Annotated in this window: 12 protein-coding genes; 8 read left to right on the top strand and 4 right to left on the bottom strand. The window is 39.9% G+C overall.

All coding sequences use genetic code 11. The features are described 5' to 3' along the window. Positions 1-4: 4 nt before the first annotated feature. Both JWG40_RS14010 and JWG40_RS14005 read left to right on the top strand, forming a co-directional pair. A complete protein-coding gene (locus JWG40_RS14010; protein WP_205286410.1) occupies positions 5-1,612 on the top strand; it encodes a GMC family oxidoreductase N-terminal domain-containing protein in 1,608 nt (535 codons plus the stop codon). Between the two features lie 44 nt (positions 1,613-1,656). After that, the gene (locus tag JWG40_RS14005; RefSeq protein WP_205286409.1) at positions 1,657-3,240 is read left to right on the top strand and encodes a tetratricopeptide repeat protein; all 1,584 of its coding nucleotides are present in this window, start codon (positions 1,657-1,659) and stop codon (positions 3,238-3,240) included. 48 nt (positions 3,241-3,288) lie between these two features. On the opposite strand, the gene JWG40_RS14000 is transcribed toward JWG40_RS14005, so the two are convergent. Genes JWG40_RS14000 through JWG40_RS13985 form a run of 4 tightly spaced genes read right to left on the bottom strand, consistent with a single transcriptional unit; the run spans position 3,289 to position 5,936 of the window. Beyond that, positions 3,289-4,005 (bottom strand): type I 3-dehydroquinate dehydratase, encoded by a 717-nt coding sequence (locus JWG40_RS14000; protein WP_205286408.1) that lies wholly within the window; start codon positions 4,003-4,005, stop codon positions 3,289-3,291. A 5-nt stretch (positions 4,006-4,010) separates the two neighbouring features. Further along, complete coding sequence (locus JWG40_RS13995) at positions 4,011-4,985, bottom strand: KpsF/GutQ family sugar-phosphate isomerase (protein WP_205286407.1); 975 nt, start codon at positions 4,983-4,985, stop codon at positions 4,011-4,013. Continuing rightward, entirely contained in the window at positions 4,982-5,521 is a 540-nt protein-coding gene (locus tag JWG40_RS13990; protein ID WP_205286406.1) for a UpxY family transcription antiterminator, read from the bottom strand. The genes JWG40_RS13995 and JWG40_RS13990 overlap by 4 nt, the downstream gene beginning before the upstream one ends. Continuing rightward, positions 5,508-5,936: an LIC_10042 family TonB-like protein gene (locus JWG40_RS13985; protein WP_408611534.1), complete on the bottom strand. Its 429-nt coding sequence runs from the start codon at positions 5,934-5,936 to the stop codon at positions 5,508-5,510. The genes JWG40_RS13990 and JWG40_RS13985 overlap by 14 nt, the downstream gene beginning before the upstream one ends. 128 nt (positions 5,937-6,064) lie before the next feature. Between JWG40_RS13985 and aroC the strand changes: the two genes are divergently transcribed. From aroC to JWG40_RS13955, 6 genes are all read left to right on the top strand, one after another. After that, positions 6,065-7,201 carry a chorismate synthase gene (gene aroC / locus JWG40_RS13980; RefSeq protein WP_205286405.1) on the top strand — a complete coding sequence of 379 codons (1,137 nt, stop codon included), beginning with the start codon at positions 6,065-6,067 and terminating at the stop codon, positions 7,199-7,201. Positions 7,202-7,217: 16 nt separating this feature from the next. Beyond that, positions 7,218-7,958: a response regulator gene (locus JWG40_RS13975; RefSeq protein ID WP_205286404.1), complete on the top strand. Its 741-nt coding sequence runs from the start codon at positions 7,218-7,220 to the stop codon at positions 7,956-7,958. Between the two features lie 53 nt (positions 7,959-8,011). Then, complete coding sequence (locus JWG40_RS13970) at positions 8,012-9,460, top strand: NADH-quinone oxidoreductase subunit G (RefSeq protein WP_205286403.1); 1,449 nt, start codon at positions 8,012-8,014, stop codon at positions 9,458-9,460. Further along, positions 9,447-9,974, top strand: a complete 528-nt coding sequence (locus JWG40_RS13965) for a NuoI/complex I 23 kDa subunit family protein (protein WP_002976106.1) — start codon at positions 9,447-9,449, stop codon at positions 9,972-9,974. Before JWG40_RS13970 ends, JWG40_RS13965 begins: the two co-directional genes overlap by 14 nt. A gap of 218 nt (positions 9,975-10,192) precedes the next feature. Next, entirely contained in the window at positions 10,193-11,158 is a 966-nt protein-coding gene (locus tag JWG40_RS13960) for a hypothetical protein (protein WP_205286656.1), read from the top strand. Positions 11,159-11,230: 72 nt separating this feature from the next. Next, positions 11,231-12,445, top strand: a complete 1,215-nt coding sequence (locus tag JWG40_RS13955; protein ID WP_205286402.1) for an acetyl-CoA C-acetyltransferase — start codon at positions 11,231-11,233, stop codon at positions 12,443-12,445. Positions 12,446-12,756: the final 311 nt, after the last annotated feature.

The following is a 12,756-nucleotide window of genomic DNA, read 5'->3' as shown; positions in this document are numbered from 1 at the left end:
CTATATGGGAATTCCTATTTTTAACGAAAAAATTATCACTCCAAAAAAACATTCAGACATTATCAAAGAGAACCAAATCCAAAACGGAAAATGGGAACTGAGTGCCGATGTTGTTGTCATTGGCTCTGGTGCTGGTGGAGCCGTCGCAGCAAGCGAACTAGCACGTAACGGTTGGAAGGTGGTCCTTATTGAAGAAGGTAGTTACTTCACTCCTGCACAATTCAATTCTGATGAATTCATCTCGCAAGCAAGACTCTATCGCGATGCAGGGTTTATCGTTACGGAAGAACAAACATTATCGATTTTGCAAGGGAAGTCTATCGGTGGTTCCACAACTGTCAACTGGCAAACATCCTTATATCCTCCAGACTACGTAACAACGGAATGGAGTGAACGATTTGGATGGCAAGGATATTCAAGAGAAGAAATGGATTCCTTTGTTTCCGAAGTACATGAAAGGTTAGGAGTTCATGAAGTTCCTGATAATCTAGTCAATGCTAACAATAATGTCCTTCGTGTGGGTGGTAAAAAAATTGGACTCACACCACAAGTGCTTCGAAACAATAATCGTGGTTGTATTGGACTTGGTCGGTGTGGCCTCGGTTGTCCCATCAACGCAAAACAATCGGCATTTTTGACTTGGATTCCCGATGCGATTGAAGCTGGTGCCGTTGTTGTTTCCAATATGCGAGCAGCAAAAATCAAAGAAGGAAAAATCAAAACTGTCATAGCTGAGTTTACACCCGATGCTTATGAAAAAGCTCCTTCGGAAGTGATTGAAATTATGGAAATCAAAGCTCCGGTTGTGATTGTGAGTGCCGGTGCCATTGAAGGTCCTGCTCTTTTACAAAGGAGTGGGATTGGGAACGGATGGGTAGGTCGAAATTTAAAAGTCCATCCTACCTCCACTATCTTTGGCAAATTTGATTCAGAAATTAAAATGTTCCAAGGTCCACCACAGTCCATCGTGATCAAAGATGGTCACAATCAAAACGGAACCGGGTATGGATTTTGGTTGGAAGCTGCTCCCTACAGACCGACACTTGCTTCCTCTCTTGTTCCCTTTTACGGCAAACAACAGTTTGATGTCATGAAGGACTACACCAAATACAACGCAGGGATCGTTCTTGTGCGTGATGGTGCCGATGGGGAAGCTAATGCGAGTGTGAAGTACAGTTTGGGACGAAGAAAGGTATATTTTGAACTAACACCAACAGATGGCCTCAATATGCTAAAAGGTTTAAAGGCACTTGCAGAAGTGACAGTGGCTGCCGGTGCGAAAGAACTCATTTTTCCTTTCACCAGGTTTTCAGAGTCCTACAAAGTCACAGGAAACGATAATTTTGATTGGATTTTGAAAGAAAGTACGAGACCAGGTGACCTAACCGTCGGTTCTGCGCATCCACATGGGTCCATTCAGTCTGCAAACGATCCAGAAAAGGGCGCTGTTGATTTAAATTTGGAAATTTATGGCCATAAAAACATATTTGTCATGGATGCCTCTGTTTACCCTACAGGACTTTCGGTGAACCCACAAATAACGACAATGAGTATCGTTCTCAGAGCTTCGAGAAATTTGGCCGCACAAAAAGAAGAAAGAACGAAGATCTAACTTTTTTCCAAAAATCCCTTTCATTCCCATGGGTTCCCACTAGTTTGGAACCCGTGCGGAAATATCTTTCCTTAGTTTTTATCTTTGTAATCCTTCACACTACAGTCTTCGCCATTGACAGTGATTCGATGAAGGAAGGCAAAAAAGCTTTCTCAAAAAAAGCTTATGGCGAAGCGATTAAAAAATTTACAAAACATGCCGACTCACACCCGCAAGACGGTGAAGCCTATATGTATTTGGGATATATTTACGAATATAAAAAAGATTATCCTAAATCCATTCAAAACTTTAGAAGAGCTGCCGATTTGGATTTGGACAAAGACCAAAGAAAAACGGTCCTTCTGAAACTCGCACTTTTTTTTAACTACCACCAAGATTGGAATTTGTCAGCAACCTATGCGGCGCGTTATTTGAAATATGATTCTAAAAATGAAGAAGTGCAAAAGATATACAACCGTGCTGTGGGAAATAAAGGGAATCCTTCTTCTGGTCAAAACTATACTCATACAACGAGAGTAGAATCCAAACCTGCAGAACCAAAACAATCAGATTCAAAAAAAGATGCATCTAAAAAAGTAGAAGAAGGTTCCGGTAACTCTGAAAACACAAAACCAAGTGAGTATTATGAGCAAGTTTTAGCTAATCAACCGAATTTGGAAGATGTACGTTGGGATTATGTTTTAGCTTTGTTTGAAGAAAAAAAATATGAATTAGCAGAAACCAATCTAAAGATCCTAATTGAAAAAAATCCATCTCGCTCTAGATATCATTATAAACTTGGCATTGTAAAACTAAGACAAGATGATCCTAAATCAGCAATTGAATCCTTCGAACGTGCCAAAAAAAATCCATTTACCAAAGACACAAATGTTTTTTTGTATTATGTATATCTGAACGAAGGGATCGCCTTCCAAAAGTTAGCTGAATTAGATAAAGCCGAAATCTCCTTCCAACAGGCATACAAACAATTACAAAAAGATCCGCCATTATTAGCATTAGCAAGGTTGTATGAACAAAAATCGGATTGGGAGAATTGTATATCTTCGGCAGACAAAGCTCTTTCTCTAAATCCAGAACAAATAGAATCCCATATATTTCGTTTTGTCTGTATGTTTGAGGCCGGAAAAAGAACTAAAAAATTCGATAATAGTTTTGCTAAGTATTCAGAATTTATTGATTCAAAATATCCTGATCTAACCCAAACGCCAGAAAAATACCAAGTGGGTTTTATCAAACTCGCAAGGCGATATACGGAAACCAATGCTTTCGACAAAGCAGAGACCTATTTTTCTGTTTTGGAAAAAGTTCCTGCAAATTCAGAATCAAGAGAGTTTTTGTTCTATCGTGGTCGGAATTATTTTTATTCAGGAAAGGTAGACGCGGCCATTTCTATCTTACAAAAAGTCTCAGGTTCTTCTTCAGGATACTATCTGCTAGCTAGATGTTATTCTAAAAAAGGAGATCTTTCCAAAACCAAAGAACAATTTAAGTTAGCTGCAGATTTAAAACCCGAGTACTGGACTTCTGAATCTTTAGAGAAGGATTTTAAAGATGTTTGGAAAGATCTTAGTTTTCGTGAATTTATTAAAACAAAAGCGGGCACAATCAGCGCCCAGGCCCAACCATAAACTAAAACCTCGGGGGCAGGAATCACTGTTCCGTGGTCGTGTTACTTTCTAATCTTCTTTAGAATCCTTTCCAGAACTTGGACTTTTAAACAAATCAGCTCTTAGTTTTTTAAAGGTATCCACGGAAATTTGACCAGGTGCTTTTGCTTCACCTAATGTCATGTAGGTGAAAGAAGAGTGGAATTTATCACCAAAAACTCGAGAAATAATTCCCAGTTCTCCCATACAGATTCCAATCATTGTATTGGATTTGGATAAAAGTTTAATATCATTCAAAAAATCTGCCGTTTCTTCAATGTCTTCTGGTGTGATCGCAAATTTAAAGATTGGATTTTTCTTTTTTACAGGCTTTGCTTTATTAATATAATTCATCATTTCATTCGCGAGGATGGATTTTTTAAATGAATGGTAGGAATAAATGATTCGATAGTTAAGAGTTTCGTAATTACGAAAGATAGTATCTTCGCGATTCAATTCGATATCTAAATAATTGGCATTGTCATTAAAATCTTTTAGAATGCCCTCCACATCTTCATGGAAGAGTTTTACATAGGAACGAACACTACTATCTTCTGCCCTGCGGTAAGTAAAAAGCACAGGAAGACCTAAAGCTTTTAGCTTTTTTTTCATTTCTTTTTGGATGTAGTTTCTTGAGAAAAGATCCAATCGGACTTCGATCACATCGACTTCTTTTACGTCCTTTTTTTGCAAGTGACGAAGATCATCTTCACCTACGGAAGCTATGATTTTATAGGATTCTGGCATAATGTTTATAGTCCTTTTTGTAATAAATCGTGAAGGGAAATCATTCCGACAAACTGACCTGTTTCATCCACCACAGGTGCCACGGAAATAGGTCGATCCCTTCCTTCCATTTTGATTAAAACATCATAAGCTTTTTCCTCTGGTCGAAAGCTGCTTGGATTTGCATTCATCATATCTTTTGCAGTGACTGTAGGTAGCAGTGTATTTTTGGTTAAATACTTTCGGATGTCATAGTCAGTGATAAGACCGATGAGTTTGGAATGGGAATCCACTACTCCCGTGGCACCAATCCCCTTTTCTGTAATTTCTTTCAGAATGGTTTCTAGATTAGCATCCACAGAAATCGAAGCATTTCTTTCCCCTTTTCGCATAACGTCCGATAAATACAAAGAAAGTCGTTTTCCGAGTCGGCCTGCGGGATGGTATAAGGCAAAATCGTTAGCCTGAAAGTTTTTTAATTCCATCAGTGCTACTGCAATCGCATCTCCAAGAACAAGGGCAATGGTCGTACTCGAAGTAGGGGCTAAATCCAAAGGACAAGCTTCTTTTAATACGGGAGTGATGATAACAATATCAGAAAGAGATGCTAACTTGGATTTTGCGTTTGCTGTGATTCCTACAATTTTTGCTCCAATCTTCCTGAGTGTGGGTAATATGTAATTGAGTTCTTCGGATTCGCCACTTTTACCGATGGCAAGGACTACATCATCTGGTCCTACAATCCCTGAATCGCCATGAGAGGCATCCGTTGGATGTAAAAAATAAGCCGAGGTTCCCGTGGAAGAAAGTGTATGCGAAATTTTTTTGGCAATGTCTCCCGATTTTCCAACACCAGTGACAATGACCTTACCAGTTGATTTTAAGATCAAATCAATACAATCTTTAACGGAGGGATCTAATTCATCTCGGAAGTGGACAAGGGATGAAATTTCGTCATCTAGCGCTTGTCTGACGATAGCTATGGTATCTTTTTCTTTCATACAATTAATTCCTCCCAGGCCAAATCATCTACTTTGATTTCATAAGAAAACACTGTATCGACTCCTGGAAACCTTAGAACAACTAAGGTTTTATTTTTAACTTTTAAAATTTCCATTGTTTTGCCAACATAAGAACCGCTGATAATGCGAACCAGCTTTCCTTTTTCCAATACGGATTCAGGATTTACTTTTAAAGAATCCGCATATTTTTGAAGGCCTTCTTCTAATAAGTCCAAATCATTTTGAGTTACAGTTGCTGGTTGGCCCTTATGAAATACAAAATGATGAGAACCTGGTAATTGGAGGACTTTATTTTTATCTCTCCAGAAAACAATTTTAACAAAAATATAAGACGGAAGGATAGGAACGTGGATCCACTTAAATCGATCCGTCCATTTTTTTCGTTCCTTACGAATCGGGAGATAGTTCTCTAAATGATACTTTGCCAGTAGTTCACTCAGCTTTTTTTCCGCTCTAGGTTTGGTATATACGATGTACCAAGTGCTTTCTTCGTTGGGGGGGTTAGTCTCGGACATCTAAACGGAACCTAATGGGTAGAACAAATTCTTTACCTTTGGAATATTGGAACTGCCAATCGGCGAGTTGCCGACGCACCTGTAAATCAAAGACCGCATACCTACACGCTGTGACCACTGCAATTTTTTCTAGAGAACCATCTTCTTTGACAGTCAGCTTATAAACACAAACATCCTCTAATTTTTGTTCCAAGGCCAGCGCAGGATAACTCAAACAGTTTTGGAATTCTGAGATTTCGTCTTCCACGGTTTTGGTTCCGTCTTCCTTTACTGGTCCTGCAGAGGAGGTGGCTCTGGCATTTCCTAATCCCGAAGAAAAATGCAGACGAATGGTAGAAACACTTCCACCCTCTTTCCATTTCAAAAGTGGCGAATCTATGTCCCTTTGGAGGTTATAGCCGATTAGAGCGAACATTAATAGAACGTGAAATCCGACAGCAATAGAAAGAGCCTTATATTTCGGACCTTCAAAGAGAATGTGCATCCCAAGTTCATGAAAAACTTTATTGGAGAGAATGCAATCTCCATTTTCATTGTCCGTATATGCCTTCCAGTTGGGGAAAAATTTTCAGAGTATCGACGTTTGGTGAGTCCCACGGAACTTCCGTTGGTGTTGTAGTGGATGGGGTACCTGCGGGTCTTCCCTTTCCAGAAGAAGAAATCCAAAAAGATCTAACACGCCGTAGGCCAGGCCAAAATGATCTTACCACTCCACGGGATGAAAAGGATCGGATGGTTGTGGAATCGGGAGTGTTTGAAGGAAAAACTACTGGTAGCCCCATTTTGATGAAGGTGAACAACCAAAACACGATTGGTAGTGACTATGATGAAATGGCACACGTGTTTCGTCCTTCACATGCAGATTATACATATTCAGAAAAATACGGACACCGGGCTCATGTGGGTGGCGGTAGGTCATCGGTTCGTGAAACCATTGGACGAGTGGCTGCTGCCGGTCTTGCACGAGTCATCTTAGAACGTGAGTTAGGTATCTCCACGGTCGGTTGGGTAGATGCCATTGGTCCTATTGATTCCCATATTAGTGAATTGGAATATCCCATTTCAAGGGATATAGTGGACAGGTTTCCTACAAGATGTCCTAAACAATCGACCAACGATGAAATGGAAACTCTCATTCGCAAACTTCGGGATGAAGGAGATTCTGTGGGTGGAGTGGTAAAAATTGCGGTTCGAAATCTACCACCAGGTCTTGGCGATCCCGTCTATGATAAGTTAGATGCAGATTTAGCAAAAGCAATCCTTTCTATTTCTGCTTGTAAAGGATTTGAAGTGGGTTCTGGGTTTTCGGGGACTCGCCAAACAGGAAGTGTCCACAACGATGAGTTTTATATTGAAGAAGGCACTGGAAAAGTAAAAACTAGAACCAATAATTCTGGTGGGATCCAAGGTGGAATTTCAAACGGAATGGATTTGATTTTACGTGCTGCTTTTAAACCAACATCAACCATTAAAAAAGAACAAAAAACCATTAACGATAAAAATGAAGAAACCATTTTGAAAGCAAAGGGTCGTCATGATCCATGTGTATTACCGAGAGCTGTTCCCATTGTGGAAGCAGTGGTAAATCTTGTGCTCGTGGATGCTTACCTTTACCAAAGAGCATTACAACCAAAATGGTTTATGAAATATGCTAATTTAGAGTCTATACCGGAACAATAAAGGAATCCTTATACACATGAATCGACCAAAAGTTTATAAAGTCCTTTTGTTAGAAGATGATGAAAGTAGTGCAAAACTATTACTTCATACTTTGGAACGATATAACTTTGATGTCACTCATGTAGTGGATGGGATGTCTGGGCTTACTAAAATCAGAAACAATAGTTATGATTTGGTGATTAGCGATGTGAATATGCCATATCTAGATGGAATTAGTTTTTTAGAAAAAGGAAAAGATATGTTAAAGATGACTCCTGTCATCATGTTAACTGCTGTGGGCGAAAAGGACCAAGTAAGGCGAGCCGCTCTCAGTCATGTGACTGCTTACCTTCTCAAACCCATCGCCAACCAAGCTCTTTTGGAAAAAATTGCGCAAGTATTGCAGTTAAAACCGGAAAACATCTTTGATAAAAAACAACATCCATTGGTAGTTAATGTCTCCGAATTATCCATTTCTCAAATGCTTTTGGAGATTAAGGGTTGCCCGGGTAAAAAAGCCCAAGAGGAGATCTACGACCGGTTTATGTTAACCTTAGGTGGGCGAGGATCCTTCACCAATTTGAGAATCAATCTCGATAAGATCTTCTTTTTTGAAAGCCGGGCCTTACAAATCTTGGATGATCTCATTGCAAAAATTCTGAAACAGACCAATATTCGAGCTAGTTCCTTATTTTTAGATTCCGATTTCTTCACTGACAATGTAGTGGATTTGCAACCCTTCAGTTATCTTTCCGAGGTAAATATAATTTCAAAATGAAGGTTTGACAAAAACCAATGATAAGGTCTAATCAAACGTAGGGGGCCTGTTCTTTGGTTAAGATAAAGATAGACGGAGTCGAATACGAAGTCGACGAAAAGAAAAACCTCATCGACGCCACAAAAGAAGTTGGAGTCGAAATCCCTTACTTCTGTTACCACCCAGCACTTAGCATTGTCGGTATGTGCCGTATGTGTCTCATTGAAATTGAAGGTGTTCCTCGTTTACAAGCAGCTTGTAATACTCCTGTAAAAGAAGGAATGGGGATCATTACCAAATCAGATCGAGTGAAAGAAGCTCGCGCTGGTACTATGGAATTCCTTCTCGCCAATCACCCGTTAGATTGTCCAGTTTGTGATAAAGCTGGTGAATGTCGTTTGCAAGACAACGCATTTGGTTCGGGTACTGGTCATTCCCGATTTGAATTTGATAAACGTAATATTCCTCAAGAAGAGATTGGAACGAATCTCATCATCAATCATAATCGTTGTATTGTTTGTTATCGTTGTGTACGTTTCGAAGAAGAGAAGGTGGGTGAGTCCAACTTAGGTCTTTTTGAAAGGGGAAATCATTCCATCATTGGTCTTGCGAAATCAGAACCAATCAACCACAACTACCAAGGGGCTTTGGCGGATATCTGTCCTGTAGGAGCACTTCTCAATAATAAAACTCTGTTTAAATCACGCGTTTGGTGGTACAAATCTCATAAGTCAGTATGCCATGGTTGTTCTACCGGTTGTAATGTAACAACAAATGTACGAGACAATAAGATGTATCGTTATATGGTACGTGAGAATTACGACCAAGGTATGTTTTTCCTTTGTGATAAAGGAAGATTTGATTTGGATTGGATGAATGAAAATCGCCTACTTAGTTATCTGGATCAGGGAACTCCTTCCACTTCTAAAGAAGTGATTTCTAAGATTGTTGATCGAATGAAATCGGCTAAATCCATTGCGGTACTTGGTGGGGCTCATGAATCGAATGAAACATTGGAGAAATTAAAAAAAGGTTTCGAAAGTATTTCTCGTGAGTTAGGTGGAAAGTCCATCCAGTGGGAATCACGAGTGACTGATGCGCAAAACAAAGATACTGAACAAGTGGATTTTTTACTCACAAAAGACAGTCATCCAAACACACGCGGTGCATTAGATTTAGGGATCACCACACAATCGGGAATTTCTGGAATCATCAGTTCTATTAAGTCGGGCGCGATTGATTTAGTGATTGTTTTGAAAGAGTTTATCCCGGATGGAATTGATGTTTCCAAAGTGATTGTTTTTGATTCTAATTTGACGGACGCAGCAAAGAACGCAAGTTTGGCGGCGCCGATTCAAATTTTTACAGAAGCAAGCGGTAGTTTTACCAATAAAAACGGCCTCAAACAAAACTTTGAACAATCTATGACTGCAATCAAAGGATTACAGAGTGCAGCAGGTGTTGTCGATTCTATCTTTCAAAAACTGACCGAAAGAATGGAGGCAAGTGTTGGGAACAGTTAATGTAGTCAACGTCGCTAAAAGACACCAGTTCTCTTGGTATGAAAAGTTTTATTTTTGGTCCATTGGCAAAGGCCTTTGGATCACACTCAAACATTTCCTTAAAGTAGCTTTGTTTAACAAACAAGTTACCATTGAATATCCAGACAAAAAACGCCAGTATTCCACTCGGTTCAGGGGAATGCACTCCATGAAACGAGATGAACAAGGCCGAGAAAGATGTACGGCTTGTTTTTGTTGTATGTGGATTTGTCCGGCCAATGCCATTCACATCGAAGCGGCAGAAGTAACTTCGGAACGCCAACACCTCCATCCCGAAGACAAATATGCAAAGAAGTTCCAAATCGACTTATTGCGATGTATTTTTTGTGGGCTTTGTGAAGAGGCGTGTCCTAAGGGTGCCATCTATTTGGATGGAACTGGTGAGATGGCGGCCGACAACCGGGAAGATTTATTTTTAACGAAAGAAAGAATGATGGAAAAGACAGGTGGCCCCATTCTCGGCCAAAGGAATTAATTTATTCTGCCAATTCTACTCTATTCCCCGGTTGATGTTTCCCATAGGAAACCGCCGGGTTTCTTTTTATTCATTTTGCTTTCTGATTTAATCTCATTCCATTTGTGAATCCCATTCCTTTGATTTTAAGAATAAGTAAAAAATTTTCTAATATAAAATCCGCAAACAATTTCAAGGTAAGGAATTACTTCAGAAACTTTGTTTGTATTTATCTTTGGATGTTATTTTTTGGTTTTCATTTTGTATTAGTTGCTGAGACAACTATTATCGAAAATGAAGAAGATGAAAAACGTGTTTTAGAAAATCATGCCTTTGAGAAGTTACGATTTGGTCTCGCCAATCATATCCATTATTATAAAGTCAAAAAAACAAAAAACACTGTTGTGGAACAGAGATCGGGTCGCAAACGATTGTACGATCACAATTTAATCCTTCGTTCGATCTTTCGAAACCGAATTTTACACCATGATTATGGTTCCATCGGACGTTTGTTAGACGGAGCAAGTTTTATTGATTTTGGAAGTGCCATTCTTTATGAAGAGGGCGCAGTCACAGTAAGAGATTTGTATGAAGACCAATTCCTTTCTCGTTTTATCAAAAAAATTGTAGCAACCGACATCAATGACCCGGAATACGATCATACTCGTTATATAGAAATTCATATGACGGAAAGGGATCCTTTCCCTTTTGCCTTCAACGAAATTCCTTACCGCTTGGATGACCCAGAATACATTCGGGTTCTCACAAGGATCTACACTCCAAATGAATTTTCGCCGGTGATTTTTCGTAGTACCAATTCTGGGCCTGATTTATTTTATACAGTGGAGGAGATGCGAGAACATTTCCGGTCGGTTCTGGATGCGAACCCCCACCGAACCATTCTTTACTTCTTCAATCGTTACATTTTCTTTCGGACTCCTTGTGAATCCAAATTCCAACTCCTCGGAACCATCGATGAAAAGGTGGGGGTGAACCATAGTTTCAGTGCTTGGCGTTATGTAGACTGGAACAAACGGGAGTTTTCGGAAGCCATCGAACCCAACTTTCGGTACATCCGTATTGCCGAAGAACGAAATGAAAGCAAAGCAGATCGCTTAGATTCCCTGATTTCGAGCTATCACTGCCAAATTCGGGCGAAAATAAACCACTACCGTCACAAAATCATGAAAACTATGACGAAATGATGATTTTTTTACTTTTCTTGTGGAGCGAACTCTGTACGTTTTTCCTAGAAACACCCAGAGAGAGGTAAACCCATGGGGAATTCCTATATTATTGATGCTGTCCGAACTCCGAGAGGAAAGGGCAAAAAACGCGGGACACTTGCATCCGTCCACCCACAAGAATTAGCTGCCGCCACATTAAAAGCCATCCAATCACGTACCGGAATCGATCCAAAAACGGTTGAAGAAGTTGTAATGGGTTGTGTATCCCAAGTTGCTGACCAAGCTGCATGTATCGCACGTTATGCGGTTATGGCTGCTCATTGGCCAAAAGACGTTCCAGGTTACACTGTGAATCGTTTTTGCGGATCTGGATTACAAGCACTCAACAACGTTGCAAACCATGTGGCTTCCGGAGCAATGGAACTTGGCGTTGGTGGTGGAGTTGAATCCATGAGCCGTGTGAAAATGGGTGATGATATGATGGGACGTGATTTTAACGTTGGTAACGATAAAATTGCTGCTCACTACAACCTAGTTCCACAAGGTATTTCTGCTGACTTAATCGCAACAAAGTATGATATTTCTCGTGAGGAAGCAGATCGATTTGCTGAATCTTCGCAGCAAAAAGCGCATGCGGCGGTTCAAAACGGATATTTCAAAAAATCTGTAATCCCCATTACTTTGGATGATGGAACTGTTGTGACTGAAGAAGAGAACCCACGTTTGGAATCTGATTATGCATTCCTTTCTGGCCTTGGCCCTGTATTCAAAACTATCGGTGAAAAAGAATTGGATGCCATTGCATTACGTTCTTATCCAGAAGTAACAAAAATCAACCACATCCATACACTCGGGAATTCATCTGGTATCGTAGATGGTGCTGCAGCGATTCTTGTTACCAATGATGAAGGTCTAAAAAAATACGGTTTAAAACCACGTGCAAGAATTCTTGCAACAGTTGCGACTGGTGAAGATCCAACGATCATGTTGACAGGTCCTGTTTCTGCTTCTCAAAAAGCTTTGAAACAAGCTGGCCTTACTGTAAAGGACATAGACCTTTGGGAAATCAACGAAGCATTCGCCTCTGTAGTGTTATACGTAAAGAAAACACTCGGAATTGATGAATCGAAAATCAATGTAAATGGGGGAGCGATTGCTCTTGGACATCCACTCGGAGCAACAGGTGCCATCCTTACTGGAACTGTTCTTGACGAGTTGGAAAGAAGAGACCTTCGTTACGGCCTCATCACTCTTTGTATCGGTGGTGGTATGGGTATTGCCACTATCATCGAAAGATTGAAGTAAGATAAGACCAAAATTTCTTTTACAAACACGTTTAGATTCCTAAGGGGATTTAAACGTGTTTTTGTTTATTACCCCACTCAAACGAATAAAATTACTGGTACCAAAATATCTATCTATGGGATGTAAACGCAATGCGTATAAATCGCGTGCGTTTGCAGACGTATTTTAAATTGCCAAACAGAGATTTAATCCAATCGTATAGCTGCGACGACGTTCCCCGACGGAGTCTCAATCCGGATTTAACCGAAATTCGATTAACACGCACTCCTTACCTTGCTTAGCCTGAATTTTCCGAAAGAGATTTAACTTAA

The sequence above is a fragment of the Leptospira abararensis genome (assembly GCF_016918735.1).
Taxonomy (GTDB): Bacteria; Spirochaetota; Leptospiria; order Leptospirales; family Leptospiraceae; genus Leptospira_A; species Leptospira_A abararensis.
Note: the sequence above shows the minus strand (reverse complement) of the source record. Positions and strands in the feature narration are given on the sequence as shown.